Annotated in this window: 16 protein-coding genes and 1 pseudogene; 15 read left to right on the top strand and 2 right to left on the bottom strand. The window is 45.4% G+C overall.

Going from position 1 to position 17231, the window contains the following annotated elements; genetic code table 11:
- Position 1 precedes the first annotated feature (1 nt).
- The 5 genes and pseudogenes from BTR1S_RS10450 (at position 2) to BTR1S_RS10440 (ending at position 4458) form a co-directional block, all read left to right on the top strand.
- The gene (locus tag BTR1S_RS10450; RefSeq protein WP_029419879.1) at positions 2 to 850 is read left to right on the top strand and encodes a PRD domain-containing protein; all 849 of its coding nucleotides are present in this window, start codon (positions 2 to 4) and stop codon (positions 848 to 850) included.
- A complete protein-coding gene (locus BTR1S_RS23220) occupies positions 851 to 976 on the top strand; it encodes a hypothetical protein (protein WP_255265711.1) in 126 nt (41 codons plus the stop codon). It abuts the gene before it with no gap.
- 79 nt (positions 977 to 1055) lie between these two features.
- Positions 1056 to 1142: pseudogene (locus BTR1S_RS21875) on the top strand (PhrK family phosphatase-inhibitory pheromone); the annotation flags it as partial.
- Between the two features lie 167 nt (positions 1143 to 1309).
- A complete protein-coding gene (locus BTR1S_RS10445; protein WP_029419878.1) occupies positions 1310 to 4183 on the top strand; it encodes an AAA domain-containing protein in 2874 nt (957 codons plus the stop codon).
- 20 nt (positions 4184 to 4203) lie between these two features.
- A complete protein-coding gene (locus BTR1S_RS10440) occupies positions 4204 to 4458 on the top strand; it encodes a hypothetical protein (protein ID WP_006637379.1) in 255 nt (84 codons plus the stop codon).
- Between the two features lie 17 nt (positions 4459 to 4475).
- On the opposite strand, the gene BTR1S_RS10435 is transcribed toward BTR1S_RS10440, so the two are convergent.
- Positions 4476 to 5351: a DMT family transporter gene (locus BTR1S_RS10435; protein ID WP_029419877.1), complete on the bottom strand. Its 876-nt coding sequence runs from the start codon at positions 5349 to 5351 to the stop codon at positions 4476 to 4478.
- A 132-nt stretch (positions 5352 to 5483) separates the two neighbouring features.
- Between BTR1S_RS10435 and pdxR the strand changes: the two genes are divergently transcribed.
- The 5 genes from pdxR to BTR1S_RS10410 all read left to right on the top strand — a co-directional run bounded on the left by pdxR (position 5484) and on the right by BTR1S_RS10410 (position 9352).
- Complete coding sequence (pdxR, locus tag BTR1S_RS10430; protein ID WP_029419876.1) at positions 5484 to 6932, top strand: MocR-like pyridoxine biosynthesis transcription factor PdxR; 1449 nt, start codon at positions 5484 to 5486, stop codon at positions 6930 to 6932.
- A 38-nt stretch (positions 6933 to 6970) separates the two neighbouring features.
- Entirely contained in the window at positions 6971 to 7876 is a 906-nt protein-coding gene (locus BTR1S_RS10425; RefSeq protein ID WP_029419875.1) for a DMT family transporter, read from the top strand.
- A 109-nt stretch (positions 7877 to 7985) separates the two neighbouring features.
- Positions 7986 to 8705 carry a YebC/PmpR family DNA-binding transcriptional regulator gene (locus BTR1S_RS10420; RefSeq protein WP_006637382.1) on the top strand — a complete coding sequence of 240 codons (720 nt, stop codon included), beginning with the start codon at positions 7986 to 7988 and terminating at the stop codon, positions 8703 to 8705.
- A gap of 130 nt (positions 8706 to 8835) precedes the next feature.
- Entirely contained in the window at positions 8836 to 9045 is a 210-nt protein-coding gene (locus BTR1S_RS10415; RefSeq protein WP_006637383.1) for a helix-turn-helix transcriptional regulator, read from the top strand.
- A complete protein-coding gene (locus BTR1S_RS10410) occupies positions 9038 to 9352 on the top strand; it encodes a DUF2178 domain-containing protein (RefSeq protein ID WP_029419874.1) in 315 nt (104 codons plus the stop codon). The genes BTR1S_RS10415 and BTR1S_RS10410 overlap by 8 nt, the downstream gene beginning before the upstream one ends.
- A gap of 39 nt (positions 9353 to 9391) precedes the next feature.
- On the opposite strand, the gene BTR1S_RS10405 is transcribed toward BTR1S_RS10410, so the two are convergent.
- Positions 9392 to 10345: an AEC family transporter gene (locus BTR1S_RS10405; RefSeq protein ID WP_006637385.1), complete on the bottom strand. Its 954-nt coding sequence runs from the start codon at positions 10343 to 10345 to the stop codon at positions 9392 to 9394.
- 252 nt (positions 10346 to 10597) lie between these two features.
- On the opposite strand from BTR1S_RS10405, the gene BTR1S_RS10400 reads away from it, so the two are divergent.
- The 5 genes from BTR1S_RS10400 (at position 10598) to BTR1S_RS10380 (ending at position 17126) form a co-directional block, all read left to right on the top strand.
- The gene (locus BTR1S_RS10400) at positions 10598 to 12040 is read left to right on the top strand and encodes a DASS family sodium-coupled anion symporter (protein WP_029419873.1); all 1443 of its coding nucleotides are present in this window, start codon (positions 10598 to 10600) and stop codon (positions 12038 to 12040) included.
- 27 nt (positions 12041 to 12067) lie between these two features.
- Positions 12068 to 13687: an NAD-dependent malic enzyme gene (gene maeA / locus BTR1S_RS10395; RefSeq protein WP_006637387.1), complete on the top strand. Its 1620-nt coding sequence runs from the start codon at positions 12068 to 12070 to the stop codon at positions 13685 to 13687.
- Between the two features lie 82 nt (positions 13688 to 13769).
- Positions 13770 to 14657 (top strand): LysR family transcriptional regulator, encoded by an 888-nt coding sequence (locus tag BTR1S_RS10390; protein WP_006637388.1) that lies wholly within the window; start codon positions 13770 to 13772, stop codon positions 14655 to 14657.
- Positions 14658 to 14804: 147 nt separating this feature from the next.
- Entirely contained in the window at positions 14805 to 16262 is a 1458-nt protein-coding gene (gene yfmT / locus BTR1S_RS10385; protein ID WP_006637389.1) for a benzaldehyde dehydrogenase, read from the top strand.
- 15 nt (positions 16263 to 16277) lie between these two features.
- Positions 16278 to 17126, top strand: a complete 849-nt coding sequence (locus tag BTR1S_RS10380; RefSeq protein ID WP_006637390.1) for a methyl-accepting chemotaxis protein — start codon at positions 16278 to 16280, stop codon at positions 17124 to 17126.
- Positions 17127 to 17231 lie beyond the last annotated feature (105 nt).

Raw genomic sequence — 17231 nt, 5'->3', positions numbered from 1 at the left:
GATGTTTAAAATAAAAAAAGTTTTAAACTCGAGTGTGGTACTGGCTGAAGATCAGAACCGTCAGGAGATGGTTTTATGCGGCAGGGGCATCGGTTACGGGCAAAAGCCCGGGAATATGATTGAAGAAAAACAGGCTGATCAAGTGTTTATGCCAGTAGACAATATGAAGGCAAAAGAATTTCTCCAACTGTTGGATTCAATACCGCAAGAATTTATTGAGTTGACCCAGCAAATTGTTCAGCACGCAGAAGAAAAATTAAAAACAAAGCTGAATTCCGGCGTATACTTCACATTAATGGATCACTTGAATTTTGCAGTAGAGCGTTATAAAAAGAACATCAATATTACGAATCGCGTCTACTGGGAAATTAAAAACTACTATACGGCAGAGTTTGAGGCAGGGAATTATGCGCTGCAGCTCATCAATGAAACACTGGGGATCCAATTGCCGAAAGAGGAAGCGGCAAATATCGCGTTCCACTTAATCAATGCGTTAGGTGAAGAGACAGAATCAAAAGACGGAATGAAATATGCAAAAATGATCGGGAGTATTGTCAATCTTGTCCGTTATACATTAAACATGAAATGGGATCAAGAAAATATTCATTACAGCCGATTTATCACACACGTTAAATTTTTCGTTGAAAGATTTTACGCTGATAAATTGCTGGCAGATCAGGAGAATGAATTGTTTGAGCAAATTGCTAATTTATACCCGCAAGCAATGGATGTAGCTTTCAAAATTAAGGATTATATCAAGCAGGTACACGGAATCGTCATTCCGAATGATGAACTAACGTACTTGGCGGTCCATATTCATCGATTGATTTCTTATCAGCAATTAAAATAAATGATAATTGAACCACTTGCCTTTGTGGAAGGCGAGTGGTTTCTTGTTTTTGAAAAGAAGGAGCGTTTCCCAAATGAAGATAAAGGAGATTACAAGAAAGTACTGGAATTTGCCAAAATAGCATGAAAGCCGAAAATAAAATGAGATCATTAGGGAGTGAGGAATTGTAATGAAAAAAGTCATTCTTTGCTGAGCGTTAACGGCTGCAGTCTTAGGCGGAGCTGCTTTATCCCAAAGCCACAATATGGCGTCAGGGAATGTTCAAGCAGCGGAATTGCCTGCAGGGGGGTAATATCGGTTTGTAGGCTTCTTTTTTTGCCGGAAATTCAAACCGGCTCAAACCGCTTTTTCCCATTATCAATATTTATCCCGATATTCATTTAGGATATAATTGTTATTAATTATTATCATTACCAATACGATGTAGTATTACTTCTTCATACATCAGGAGGAAAAGCGATGTCACCCCAAACTGTAACCAAGTATTTTCGCGATAGCGTGGCTGCGAAACTAAAAATAAACTTTAAAAACAGTCGTTTTATGATTTCAGATTTAGACAGCATCATTCAAGGAAGGATCGACAGTAAGCACTACGCCGCCCTCTCAGATCGCAAAAATGTTTCAGGAAAACTGGATGTTATCATTGTGGCAAAGACGATAAAAACGAATTTTGACGGGCAGCAGAAGGTTGATACGAATATTGAAGACATGAGCGGCATTCTTTATATTCCGGCGGTTTTGACTGTTAATGGTGTATTGTTGCCGTCAGAAGGCAAATATCCGTGGATTCCGAGAGAGCATCTTCATCCGATCATTGACAAGGAGCTTGCAATCGGCTATGTCAATGATTTTGATGAATTTATGAGCAACAATTATCAAAGGCTGGAAAACAATCTTACTTGGAAAAGCTATTTTGATTTTGCGAAAGATCTGTATGAGACCGTTACTGAAAGTAACATCAGCTCAAATACAATTAACGATATTGAATTGGAGAATAATGTTTACATTATGAAGGACGATTCCGTCAACGCAACTAGAAATATATTAAAGTTATATGATCACCTCTTATCCAGCCAGCCGGACAATCTGCGGCTTTATCAAAATTTTCTCAACCAGGAGTTCACCACTTTATCGCCCCTTACTCCAAACCGGATGTCAGAGATGCAGAAGCATGTCGGGCAAATGGGCGGGGAATATCCTTTATCACCTTCGCAAAGGGAGTGTCTGAACCATTTCAATCACATGGAAGAGGGAGAGATTCTGGCTGTCAACGGTCCTCCGGGTACAGGGAAAACGACGTTATTGCAATCGCTTGTTGCCAATCTCTATGTCAAAAGAGCATTGAAAAAAGAAAAACCTCCTGTCATTGTCGCTTCATCAACAAACAATCAGGCGGTCACCAATATTATCGAATCATTCGGAAAGATCAAACCAAAGTGGAAAAACAGCAATCTTGAACAGCGTTGGGTCGAAGGAGCAGACAGTTTTGCTGTTTATTTTCCGTCCGGCAGCAAGGAGAAAGAGGCTAAAGAAAAAGGGTTTCAATATACGAATCCTCGGGGAGAGAACTTTTTTGAGGAAGTTGAAGGCAAGGAAAATATCGAGCGATCCGCCGAAAAGTTGTTCAAAGAATGCAATCGTTATTTTGGCATAAACCACACTGACATTAAGCAATGCGAGCAGACGATTTCAAATCGATTAGCAGCGATTGAGGAGATCAGACAAAAGATTTTGTTCCTATTCTCTGAATATGATCAAATGGCTCCAAAGGGAGTATCCATGGATACATATCTTAGGCAATTAACGGCTGAAAAAAGCGAGTGGGAAAACACATTTCAAGCAATTCAACAAAGAATAAAAGCGTGGCAGACGCACTTTTCAAACCTGCCATTTTTCGTTCGCTTGTTCAAGTTTTTTCCGTTCTTTAAGAAAAAATTAGTCAGTCATGTCCGGTATTTTATCCAGCCTGATGAAGGTTTCATTGATGAGTCGATGAATCTTGATGAAATTATTTCTCTATACAGCAAGAAAGCAAAAAAGGCGAGAGAAAAAATAAAGCAGGTTGAAGCGACATATCAACAAATCAGAGAATTAACCAAAAAGTATAAGAAATTAATAGAAGAACTCATATCCCTAAACATTCTTGAAGAATATCCTGGTTCATTTGCTTCTTTAGATCAAGTTAACGAATTTTTAGATACAACGATCAAATACGCTTCCTTTTGGCTGGCCGTTCATTACTATGAGTGCAGATGGCTTTCGGAGAAAAGGCTGTCGGAAAAACAAAAGGGCAGAAATTTCGAAAACGTGTTAAATCAGTTTTATACAAATTTAAGTATGTTGGCCCCTTGTTTTGTGATGACCTTTTATCAGCTGCCGAAAATGCTTTTGTCTTATGATAACGGGAAAGAGCATTTTCTCTACAATTATATTGATTTGCTAATCGTAGATGAGGCAGGGCAGGTGACCCCTGAGATTGCGGCATGCTCATTTTCGCTTGCCAAGCGGGCTGTCGTTGTCGGAGATGTCTATCAGATTGAACCTGTGTGGAATATCAACGAAACATTGGATATGTCATTAGCGCTTTCTAATGATGTCATCACATCGGTTGGCCGATTTGAGAAGCTTCGCGAACTTGGATTGAATACGTCGGAGTCAAGTGTGATGAGGGTGGCGTGCAAAAGCTGCAAATACGAAAAACATCAGCAGCGCGGTTTATTTTTAAGCGAGCACAGGCGCTGCTATGATGACATTATCGATTATTGCAATAAGCTTGTCTACAAAGGAAAACTTGAGCCAATGAGAGGGAGGGCGGCTGAAGATGATGAGTTTCCGTTGGCTCAATTATCGATTCCCCCACTTGGCCATATACAAGTTGATTCGCAACAGTCGAGCAAAAAAGCGGGCAGCCGATATAATGAAATAGAAGCAAGGGCTATCGCCGCATGGATTAACGAGCACTTCTATAAAATTCGAAATGCTTATCATAAAGACAATCCGGAAAGTGTAATCGGGATCATCACCCCTTTTAAAATGCAAGTTCTCGCCATTAAACGAGCATTGTCGCCGGATATAAAACCGTTTATCGACGTCGGAACGGTACATACGTTTCAAGGCGGAGAAAGAAAGGTCATTATCATGTCGACAGTATACGGCAAAAATGACGGCTGCTTTTTCATAGACGCGAATAAAAGTCTTTTAAACGTTGCCGTCTCCCGGGCGAAGGACAGCTTTCTTGTTATGGGGGATATGAATTGTTTATCAGACAGCGCGAATAAACCGAGCGGATTGTTGAAGAAGATGCTTTTAGAAAATGATGTCGTTTATTCTTAATGAACGTAAGGAGCGCAGCCATGTATCTCTTTCAATTACACCATCAAGATCTAAAAGAAATCCGGGAAAAACCATTTAGGAAAGAAAAAGACATACCGGACCTATGTGAGAAGAATTTAAAACAATTATTAGGCATCAGGTTGATTGCGTCTGAGTTTCGAGTGGCCGGCTTTCGGATCGATACGCTGGCATTTGATGACCAGACGCAATCGTTTGTCATTATTGAATATAAAAACAAGAAGCACTCAAGCGTGATTGACCAGGGCTATGCCTAGCTTGATTGGCTTCAGTGCTATTGGTATTTTCCCATTTTGCAGTATGCAAACAATACACCGGCTATCGTCATCACCCCTCCAAGCAACGAAAAAAAAGAGGGAACTTCACCGACCCATACCCACGCGATGATAAGCGTTAAAGCAGGTGTTACATACAACGAAACCGTCGCCTCCGCAGCACCGACCCGCGACGTAATATAGGCAAGGGCAAAATACGGCACCACAGTCGGCAGCAATCCTAAATACAGGACACTGGCTGTAGAATGAAGCGGCGCATTGATCAGCTCTTCGCCTAATCCAGGCAGAAACGCGAGCATCGGAATGGTTCCTCCCCAAATTGTATAGATGACAAACGGAATGAAGCCGTATTTTTGGATATAGCGCGTTTGCAGGACGAAATAGACGCTTTCAGAAAAAGCGGCCAGCAAGATCAGTAAAATTCCCGCGGCTGATTGTTTGAAATTCCCTGTACCGAGCGAGATCAAGCCGATGCCCAAAAAGCTGAAGCAAGACCCGGCCCATTTTACAGATCCGAACTTTTCGCGGAAAAACAGACCGGACAATGCGGCGGAAAATAGAGGCGTTGTCGCAACGAGCAGGCTCGCAATCCCGGCGCTCACCGTTTGTTCGCCGATGTTGAGCAGCATGTGATAAGCGGAAAATCCTAAAAATCCGAGCAATAAGATCATCGGAACATCCTTTATCTCCGGGAGGCGAATGCGGGTGAATACGGCGATGAGCAAAAGCGCCAAAGAGCCTATAAGCAGGCGAAGCAATGCGAGATGCTCCGGGGTATAATGCGTAAGACCTGCGCGGATTCCGGGAAACGCGGAGGCCCATAAACCGATCATGATGCAGTATGACAAGGTGAGCTGAATCGTTTGTTTTTGCATGTATCCTCAAACTCCTTTTTAAAAACCAACCAGTTGATTTGTGTGGTATCCATCTTAATAAACGTTTGGTAAAATGGCTTCAACCAGTTTGAAAAAAATAAAGCCAACCACTTTGCGTCAGGGAGATCGATCATGAAACGTCCAAAATACAAACAGATTATTGAGTATATAAAAGAGAAAATCGGAAATGGCGAATGGCCGATCGGAAGCAAGATACCGAGCCAGCGCACACTTGCGCGGCAATTCAATGTGAACAGAAGCACGGTGATCACGGCTTTGGAGGAGCTTGCGGCAGACGGGCTGATTGAAGGCAGAATGGGGAAAGGGACGGTCGTCGTCAGCAATACGTGGACGCTGTTGGCCAACCGTTCGTCGCCTGATTGGGGGAAGTATGTCGCCGCCGGGTTTCAGCAGCCGAGCCGGAAGACGGTTCAGGAAATCAACCAGTCGGAATCAAATCCGGCTTTGGTCCAGCTTAGCAAAGGCGAGCTTTCCAAAGACATGTTTCCATTGTCTGTGATGAAGGAGATGATGGGGAAGGTGGCTCACCGTCTGGAGGCTTTCGGTTATGAGGAGCCAAAGGGCTATCTTCCTTTACGAGAGGCGCTCAGCCGTTATTTGCGAACGATCGGGATTCAAGCGTCCCCGGCTTCGATTCTCATCGTTTCCGGTGCGCTTCAGGCTTTGCAGCTCATCTCCATGGGGATTTTGCAAAGCGGATCGACCGTGTTTTTGGATCGCCCGTCCTACCTTTATTCTTTGCACGTCTTCCAATCGGCGGGCATGAAGCTTTCGGGGCTGCCGATGGATGAAGCCGGGCATTTGCCGCAAATGATCGGAGCGGCTCCGCGGGGCAGGTCGATTTTGTACACCAACCCTTGTTTTCAAAATCCGACCGGCGTGTTAATGTCCCAAAAGCGGAGGGAAGAGGTTTTGGGTTTGAGCGAAAAGGAACAGCTGCCGATCATTGAAGACGATATCTACCGCGAGCTGTGGATCGATCAGGCCCCGCCTCCTCCGATCAAGTCAATGGATCAAAACGGGCATGTCTTATACATCGGAAGCTTTTCAAAAACGCTGAGCCCGGGACTCAGAATCGGATGGATCGTCGGGCCTGAGCCTGTCATCGAACGCTTATCAGATATTAAAATGCAGACAGACTACGGTTCAAGCTCGCTGTCTCAAAGAGTGGCGGCTGAATGGCTGACAAACGGACATTATCAGAAGCACCTTGAAAACGTCAGGGAACAGCTCAAAAAGAGAAGGGACTTTGTCTTGGAGGTTTTGGAAGAACACTTGAAAGGATTTGCGTCATGGAACGTGCCGAAGGGCGGCTTTTTTATTTGGCTGAACATACTGCCGACCCTGTCGATGAAATCTCTTTATGCCAAAGCATTGGCAGAAGGCATTCTGCTGAATTCCGGGAGCATCTATGCGCAGGAAAACGGGAATTTTATCAGGTTATCCTATGCTTTTGCTTCTCTTGAGGACCTTGAAAAGGGAATCTATCAACTGAGCCTGATCATCAAGGTATTAGCGAAAGAAAGCGGAAAAAAATCCAAAATGCCGCCCGGAATTTGATACAATTTTCCTAAATACATAAAGACAGGAGAAGATGGATGAAGCATCAACTGAAGGCTTACATCTCAATGGCGCTCGCGATGGCGATCGTCGGCAGCTCGGTCGTCGTCGGGAAGCTGATGGTCGAAACGATTCCGGTGTTTCTTTCGTCAGGGATTCGATTCTTGATTGCGGCGGCCGTTTTGATCGTGCTGCTTATTGTTTTTGAAAAGGGGTTTCCGGCGCTGACGAAAAAAGACGTGTTTGTACTGCTGATGCAGTCGTTTACCGGCGTTTTTCTGTTCAGCGTCTGCATGCTTTACGGCGTCAAGCTGACGACGGGGATGGAAAGCGGAATTATTACGAGCACGACGCCGATGGCTGTCGGGATTTTGGCTTTTTTTCTATTGAAAGAGCGAATCGAAAAGCGGATGGCGATTGGAATCGTGCTCGCTGTCATGGGCGTGATGACGATCAATCTGTTCGGGGCAGACGGAGGCGGAAGCCCGCACGTTTTAATCGGGAACCTCTTGATCGCGGCGGCGGTGGTTGGCGAGGCGCTGTTTACGCTCTTGGCGAAATTTTTGTCCCCGCATATTTCGGCATTGGCGATTGCAACGTTTGTGTCGCTGTTCGGGTTTTTGTTTTTTCTTCCGTTTGCCGTCATCGAAGCGCTGTCTTTCGATTTCACGACGCCGGGTGTTCTTGATTGGTCATATGTACTCTATTATGCGCTGATCGTCACGGTGCTTGCCTTTTACTTGTGGTACAGCGGCGTGACGAAGGTTTCTGCCGGGATTTCCGGGATTTTCACGTCGGTATTGCCCGTTTCCGCCGTCGTCTTATCCGGCCTCGTCCTGAAGGAGCAATTTACCGTGATTCATCTGATCGGAATCATGCTTGTGATCGCCGGGATTTTTGTCACCGTGATTATGAAAGAAGACAGCCAAAATCTCGCATCCTAGCAGATTTCCAAAAAAATGTCGCAAATTCGATGCATCAATTTGATGAAATCGCACAGCCCTGCGGTATAATAGATTTTGTGAATGAAAGACGAAAGAGAGTGGTTACATCATGGGCCGTAAATGGAACAATATAAAAGAAAAGAAAGCGTCGAAGGATGCGAATACGAGCCGGATATATGCCAAATTCGGACGTGAAATATATGTGGCGGCAAAGCAGGGCGAGCCGGATCCCGAATCAAATCAGGCGCTGAAGTTCGTGCTTGAGCGGGCGAAAACGTACAATGTCCCGAAAGCGATTATTGAGCGGGCGATCGAAAAGGCAAAGGGCGGTTCTGAAGAGAACTATGACGAGCTGCGCTATGAAGGATTCGGGCCGAACGGCGCGATGGTGATCGTTGATGCGCTGACGAACAATGTCAACCGGACTGCGGCTGATGTTCGTTCCACATTTGGAAAAAACGGCGGAAATATGGGTGTGAGCGGATCTGTCGCATACATGTTTGATCCGACGGCTGTCATCGGCTTTGAAGGCAAAACGGCGGATGAAACGCTTGAATTGTTAATGGAAGCCGATCTCGATGTCCGCGATATTATCGAAGAAGACGACGCTGTAATCGTCTACGCCGAGCCTGATCAATTCCATGCCGTGCAAGAGGCGCTGCAAAACGCCGGAATCACCGAGTTTACCGTCGCAGAGCTGATGATGCTTGCGCAAAACGAAGTGACGCTTCCGGAGGATGCCCAAGCTCAATTTGAAAAACTGATCGATGCCCTGGAAGATTTGGAAGATGTTCAGCAAGTCTACCATAACGTCGATTTAGACGCGTAATAAAACAGCAGTCCAATTTAAAGGATAGATGAGCAGGAGGAACACCTGCTTGATCTATCCTTTTTTGCATTTTGTGTTGTAAAGTAAACTTGACGTATGGTCAACTTTACATTTTTCATCTGGAGGTCATATGAAGACGTTAATAAAGGAAAAGCGCACTTCGTTCAACATGACGCAGGAAGAACTGGCAAAAAAGCTAAACGTGTCCAGGCAAACAGTCATTTCGCTTGAAAAGGGAAAGTATAAGCCTTCACTTGTTTTGGCGCATAAACTGGCACAAATTTTTGAGTGTTTGATTGAAGATTTATTCATTTTTGAGGGGGATGAAAACATTGACTGAACATATGCTTAACATGTTGGTTGCTCTGTCTGGTATAGGGATTGGGGTGGCAGGTATGATCATTGCTTATTTTATTAACAAACGTATTAATCAAAAAATGAGGCTGTTCAATGAGCGTCATCAAAAAATTCGTTATCAGGCAAAAACGCTTTCTTGGAACATCACAATGGTTGGAATCTTAATAGCCTGGGTATTAGCCATCCTTTACAAAGGAATCTCTTTTTCATTCTTTTTAATAACGGGTTTATATATTCTGCATTGTGTATCCATGCTTATTTCCACCGTTTACTTTGCCGGCAGGAATTAAAAAATAAGGAAGAAGGTCAGCCTTCTTCCTTATTGATGTTTATACAAACTGCAAAAGCTGCATCAATATCGGTACGACGAACATGAAGAGGATCGTGCTTGTCGCAACGGTATTGGTCGCAAAGTCGACATCCCCGCCTGCTTCTGCGGCAAGCATCGGGGTGACGGTCGGCGTCGCTGTAGCCGATTGTACGATCAATGTTTGCTTCAGCAGTGAAGAAAGCGGGATCGGCAAGAGCAGCAAAAACAGCACGAGCGGCGAGATGACAAAGCGCCCCAATAAAACGCCGATCGTATCCTTGTCAAAACGGATGCTTTTCAGGCCGGATTCATTTAAGACGATTCCGATAAAAATCAATGACAGCGGTGTGACCAGGTTCCCGACATATGTCAGTGCTGAGCTGGCGAACTCGGGAACCGGTATTTCAAACCAGAGGAAAACGATCGAAATGATAAAGCCGAGAAGCGGAGGCGGCAACAGCTTGGACAATAATTGTTTGAACGCAATCTTTTGGGTTCCGTGGTCTCCGCCGATGCTGTCTTTGGCGATTAAAAAGGCGCCTAATGACCAGAGTGAAACGGTATTTATAATATAGTAGACAAGAAAATATGGAAGACTTTTTTCACCGAACAAGGCGATGTTCAGCGGCAGTCCGATAAAAATGGCGTTCGCATTGACAAATGAAGCCCTGAATGTGCCGATTCTGCCTTGTCTGGTGCGCAGCATTTTAGAAAATAAAAAGGCAATGATATAGGAAATGATGACTCCGCATAGCGGCCAGATCAAGCTGCCGGATAAGTCGATCAGCTTTTCTTTTGTAAAAAATTTCAATACCGATACGAAAATGGAGCAGGGCAACGCTATTTTTGTGATCAGGTTTGAAATGCTCCCCTTAAATCCTTCCACAAACCAGCCTTTCTCATTTAAAACAAATCCTAAAGAAATCAATAGCAAAATAATAATGACGCTTGAAATCGATGTCCAAATGTTCATATGCATTCCTTCTTTTCTTTATTTATTGAAATGAAATATTCCCTACGTTAAATCATAATGCGGCCGGGAGAAGACTCTCAAATAGCGTTTATTTATAGGCCGATAAGAAAGATTTATCAGTATGCCATACAGCCTTGCGGGACGGGCTGCATTAGTTTTATTTATTATCGTATAAAAATTTTATAGGGGTTTTTGGCCGGGCGGCGTGACTACAATATCAGCGTACCCAAAATGAATAAGGAGTTGATACTTGTGGCTGAGGGAAGCGATCCTGAAAGAAAGGCCCGGCAGATGGCGTTTAAACCTATTCCCTTTCTGATTTCCATCATGATCGGAACGGCGTTTTGGTTTATCCACTATCCGTCAGGCATTTCTCCTCAGGGCGGTCATGTGCTGGCCTTGTTTTTGGCAACGATTGTCGGCTGCATTTTAAATGCGGCTCCGCTTGGACTTTATGCATTTATTGATGTCATCATTTTGACCGTGACGCATACAGTCAGCGCTGAAGTTGCCTTTTCAGGCTACAGCGACAGCACGATTTGGTTAATCGTCGCTGCATATTGCGCGGCGATCGGATTTACAAAAACAGGACTCGGATTAAGAATTGCCTATCTGTTTGTCAAGTTGTTCGGTAAACGGACGCTGACGCTTGGATATGCGCTGGTGTTATGCGAGCTGGTGATGTCGCCCGCCATTCCGAGCAATACGGCGCGGGGAGCGGGGATCATTTTTCCGATTATCCAGCAGCTCGCGAAATCATACGGATCTGATCCGAAGCTTGGTACATCGCGGAAAATTGGCTCATTTCTGATTTTCTTAGGATTCCATACGAATTTGCTGACATCGGCCGTGTTTTTAACGGCGATTTCGACGAGTCCGATTGCGGTGTCTTTGGCAGAGCAAGCAGGCATCCATATTTCCTGGGGGCTGTGGGCTTTGGCGGCTCTCTTGCCTGCGGCAGTTTCGTTAATCGTGATCCCGCTGGTTATCTATGTTCTATATAAACCGGAAATCACGGAAATGCCTGATGCACCGGTAATGGCCCAAAAAGAATTGGAGAAGATGGGGCCTGTGAAACGTTCGGAAATCTATATGCTGCTCTCTTTTCTTGTGATGATTTTATTGTGGATATTCGGGAATGCGCTCGGCGTCTCGACGACGGTTGCAGCCTTTATCGGCGTGACGATGCTCGTCTTCTTCGGCGTCATCAAATGGTCTGACATCCCCGAACAAAAAAGCGCCTGGAATCTGCTTGTCTGGCTCGGGCCGCTATTAATGATGGGCGCCCAGCTGAACCGCTTCGGCGTGATTAAATGGTTCAGCCAGACGGTCGGTGCTGAAGTCCACGGTTTGTCATGGGGCGTGGCATTCGTTGTATTGGGGTTTGTTTACTACTATAGCCATTATTTCTTTACAAGCCTGATCATTCATGTCAATGCCTTCTATGCGCCGTTTTTGGCGATTTTGGTCGGCATGGGGGCTCCGCCTGTTGCCTCGGCGTTGTATTTGGCTTTTTTGACGGCGCTTTGCGCACAGCCGACGAACTACGGAACGCTGGCCGGACCGCTCTATTTCAGTTCTGAGTATGTTTCAACAAAAGCGTGGTTTGGATTGGGCTTTGCCGTCTCTCTCTTGACGTTTGCGATTTGGACGGGCCTTGGTTTGCTTTGGTGGAATATCATCGGAATCATGTAAAAAAATTGATAAAGCGAGGTTTTTCATATGTCAAATGTGAGCATTTTAGCTAACCCATTATTAAATAAAGGAACCGGATTTAAGCAGGAAGAACGGGACGAAATGGGACTGAACGGTTTAATTCCGCCGGTCGTTCAATCGATTGAAGAACAGGAGCGGCAAGTCTACAGCCAATATCAAAGCAAGTCATCACGGCTTGAACAACGAATCTTTTTAATGGATATTTACAAAACAAACCGCACCCTGTTTTACTATACGATGGAAAAACACCTTGTCGAATTTATGCCTGTCGTCTATGATCCCGTCGTAGCAGATGCCATTGAGGAATACAGTGACCGCTTTGTTTCTCCAGATGCCGTCTATCTTTCGATCCATGATCAAGAACATATCAAAGACGCTCTTGAAAGCTTTGCCGATGGCCGGGATATCCGCCTGATCGTCGTCACGGACAGCGAAGGGATTTTAGGAATGGGCGACTGCGGCATCAACGGCGTTGAGATTGCGACAGGAAAATTAGCCGTTTATACAGCTGCGGCAGGCGTCGATCCAAGCAAGGTTTTGCCCGTTGTCCTTGATGTCGGAACAAACAACAAAGAACTGCTGGACAATCCAAATTACCTGGGAAATAAACACGAACGGATAAGAGGCGGGGCTTACGATCAATTTATCGACAAATTTGTGAAAGAAGTCACAAACTTATTTCCGAAAGCATTGCTTCATTGGGAAGATTTCGGCCGCTCCAATGCCGCCAAGATTCTCGAAAAATATCAATCAACCATCTGTACGATCAATGACGATATTCAAGGAACGGGAATTGTCATTTTGGCGGCGCTGTTAGGGTCTATGAAAGTGTCAAAGCTCCCGATGAATCAGCAAAAAGTGCTGATTTTCGGAGCGGGTACAGCGGGCATCGGAATCGCCAATCAAATTTTGGAAGAGATGCTGCGGACGAATGACATCACGCATGAAGAAGCGAAAAAGCGGTTTTATTTAGTGGATCAACAGGGGCTTCTGACAGATGATTTGCCAGATTTGACGGACGGACAAAAGAAATTCGCGCGCCCTCAAGCTGAATTAAATCGCAAAACACTTAAAGATTTGAAAGACATTATCGCATTTGTGAAGCCGACCGTTTTGATCGGAACGTCAACAACGCCGAACGCCTTTACCGAAGAGGCCATAAAGGAAATGGCGAAGCATGTCGAGCGTCCGGCCATCTTCCCGATTTCAAATCCTACAAAACTGATTGAGGCAAAAGCGGCTGACGTCATCAAATGGACGGACGGCAAAGCGCTGGTGTGCACCGGCATTCCGTCTGATGATGTCGAATACAATGGCGTCACATATCAAATCGGCCAAGGCAACAACGCACTGATGTATCCTGGACTGGGCCTCGGAATCATCGTGGCCGAAGCGAAGATCGTCACGCAAAACATGCTTTCGGCTGCCGCCCGGGCAGTAGGCGAATTGGTCGATCCTAAAGTGGAAGGCGCTTCTATTCTTCCTCCTGTTGCGGATTTGCAAAACGTATCAAAAGTCGTCGCGGAAGCGGTTGTTGCTCAAGCGATAAAAGACGGCATCAATCAAAGAGACATCGCCGATGTGAAAGAAGAAGTCAGCCGTTCCATCTGGAAACCGCGATATTAACAAAACTGTCACTTGTAAGCATTCCGGTAAGGAGGCTATCATTTGTAAATGATAGCCTTTTAATAAAGGAGACACCTTTGAGATGAACTTAAAAGATTTAGAGTATTTTCAGACGCTTTGCTATACGAGAAGTTTTACAAAGACCGCAGAAGCCCTCTATGTGTCACAGCCCTCTGTGACGTTTGCGATTCACCGCCTCGAAGATGAACTCGGCGTTAAACTGTTCGAGATCAATAAATCGCACCGTTCCGTTGAACTGACGATTGCCGGTCAGTACTTGCAGAAAAAAGCCGAACATATTTTAACAGAAGTCGAAAATACCGTCAGGGAAATAAGAGAGTTTAATCATCCGACGATTCGCCTTGGTCTGCCGCCGATCATCGGAGGCTATTATGCCGCCGGTATAATGAAGCAGATTGATGATCAAGGGCTTTTGCCGTTTATCAATTTGGTTGAAGACGGTTCAGAGCTGCTCATGAAAAAAATCGAAGACAATAAGCTTGATTTGGCGATCATCGGCTCGTCCTCGCCTATCCAAAACAGCAAGATCATCAGCATCCCCATCACGCGCTCAGAGCTTGTGATCTGCACCTCCGCACAGCATAGGTTCAGCGGGCGCGAGTCCATCAACTTTCAAGAATTAGAACATGAAAAGATGCTGGTTCTCGGCCAATCATTTGTACACCGCACAGCCTTTCAATATTTTTCAAAAAAATATCGTATCAAGCCGAAAGTCGTCTATCAAACGGATAAAATCCAGACGCTTAAAGCTTTGATTGCCGTCGACTGCGGGATCAGCCTGTTGAGCAGAATGGTCGTGTCAGATGCGGAGGAGATTGCGGAAATCCCTCTTGACGAAGAGGTCATTCCATACTTTCACGTGTCGATTTGCTTTAACAAAAACCATACGCTAAGCGAAGAAGAAAAATCAATTATCGAACTGTTCAAAGCTCATGAAAATAAAGCTTGACGATCATATCAGGATTTTGCCGAACTCAAGGTAAAATCTTTTTTTATATCAAAAGACCTACAATATTGAATTTTCTTGAAAGTAAGCCGATACATATGTTGTGTAGTCTAACTTTTCCCAAAACTGTTTGATAGGAGATGTCCTGACATGATTCAAATAACCGATCTCAACCGTCAATACATCGGAGGGGAGTGGAGGGACGGCCAAAGCGAAAGCGTCTTGGCTGATATAAATCCCTATACCCATAAAACGATTACCTCTTTTCAGAAAGCCACGCCGGATGACATCGACCAGGCCTATAAGGCGGCGTTGGAGGCGAAACAGAAATGGGACCGCGTCGGCCCGTATGAGAAGCGGGCGATTTTGGAAAAAGCGGCAGCCTATATTGAAGAGCATAAAGAAGCGATCGTCTTTCTCATTATGGAAGAGCTTGGCGGAACAAGATTAAAAGCCGCTTTTGAAATCGATCTTGTCATTAATATGATCAAAGAAGCGGCCGGATTTCCGCTCAGAATGGAAGGGAAAATCCTGCCTTCGCCTGTCGCTGGAAAAGAGAACCGGATTTACCGGATTCCCGCGGGCGTCGTCGGGGTGATCAGCCCATTCAATTTTCCGTTCTTTTTATCTGTCAAATCGGTTGCCCCTGCGCTTGGAGCGGGGAACGGCGTCGTGTTGAAGCCGCATGAGGACACGCCGATTTGCGGCGGAACCTTGATTGCGAAAATTTTTGAAGAAGCCGGACTTCCAAAGGGGCTTTTAAATGTTGTGGTGACGGATATTGAAGAGATCGGTGACAGCTTTGTAGAGCATCCGATTCCGAGAATCATTTCATTTACAGGTTCAACAAAGGTTGGCAGTTATATCGGCCAGCTTGCGATCAAGCACTTTAAAAAGCCGCTGCTTGAGCTTGGCGGCAACAGCGCGCTGATTGTTCTAGAAGACGCTGATTTGGAATATGCCGTCAATGCCGCGGCCTTTAGCCGTTTTACCCATCAAGGCCAAATTTGTATGTCGGCCAACAGGATTCTCGTTCATAAAGAGGTTTATCCGCAATTTTTGAAATTGTTTTATCAAAAGGTATCCGCGTTCAAGTCGGGAGATCCGATGGATCCGGAAACGATTATCGGCCCTGTCATTAATGAACGCCAGGCGGAAAATCTGCGGAAGGCCATTGAAAAAGGAATTGAAGAAGGGGCCGTTCCGCTGATTAAAGGCGATATTAAAGGAAATCTCGTCGAACCGACGATTTTAACGGATGTGAAGCCAGACATGTCGATCGCCCGGGAAGAGCTGTTCGGACCGGTCGTCTGCGTCATTCCGTTCCAGACGGAAGAAGAGGCGGTCAGAATCGCAAATGACACGCCGTTCGGGTTGAGCGGCGCCGTCCATACAGGAAATGTGGAACGCGGCGTTGAAATCGCCAAACAGATTGAAACGGGCATGATCCATGTCAATGACACAACGATCAACGACGAGCCGCACATTGCTTTCGGCGGGGAAAAACAGTCCGGCCTCGGAAGGCTGAACGGAGAATGGAGCCTTGATGAATTTACGACATTAAAATGGGTCTCTGTTCAGCATCAAAAAAGAATGTTTCCATATTAAAAGGAGGTTTATGATATGAGTGAAGTAAAGACAGACATCCATCCTCTGCTGGATGCGTTTGTGAAAGTCGCGCCTTTCCTGAATCAGCTGATACAGGATGATGTGACAGTGGGGATATATGACACGGAAAAACTGATCATCAATATTCCCGGGAAAACGTTTTCCCTGAATGTCAAACCCGGCGATCCATTGCAGGAAGGAGACATTATCACGGAAGCGATCCGTCAGAATCAAAAGAAAGCCAGCCTGGTGCCAAAAGAGCTGTTCGGCTTCCCGCTTGCCGCAAGGGCGATTCCGCTCCATGACGAAAGAGGGCGGGTCATCGGCGGCGTAGGACTTGGCACAAGCCTGGAAAAATCAGATCAGCTTCACCGCGTCGCGGAAAGCCTGTCGGTCATCGTCGACCAGACCGCTTCAGCCATACAGGATATCGCCGAATCTGTCAGCGGTTTTTCCGAGCAGATGTCCGGCATCTCCAAGCAGGCAAAGCAAGTCAGCGAAAGCGCGGGAGAAATCGAAAAAATATCTGTTACCGTAAAAGGCATATCAGATCAAAGCAATCTCCTTGGGCTGAATGCAGCGATTGAAGCGGCCAGAGCGGGTGAATCAGGAAAAGGGTTCTCCGTCGTGGCCGACGAAATCAGAAAGCTTGCGACGCATTCCAAGGAAAATGTCGGCCAGATTGATGAAATCACGAAAAAGATTCACGCTTTATTGAAAGAGCTTGAGCATTCGATTGAAGTGATTAATGAACATACAAGCGGTCAGGCTGCCGGCGTCGAACAAATTTCGGCGACCATGCAGGAAATCAGCAGCAACGCGCAAAACCTCGCGAAAATGGCCGAATATCAATTCGAAAAATAAACAAAAAAGAGGAAAGCTGCCGGAGAACCGGGCAGCTTTTTTTCTATAGTAAAATGCCATTTTAATGGATATTCAGGATGCATTCACCAATTCCCTTCCGCGAAA

Origin of the sequence: Bacillus sonorensis NBRC 101234 = KCTC 13918 (genome assembly GCF_001592005.1) — a bacterium.
Taxonomy (GTDB): Bacteria; Bacillota; Bacilli; order Bacillales; family Bacillaceae; genus Bacillus; species Bacillus sonorensis.
The sequence above is the reverse complement of the archived record's forward strand: the minus strand, read 5'-3'. Positions and strand labels throughout refer to the sequence as shown.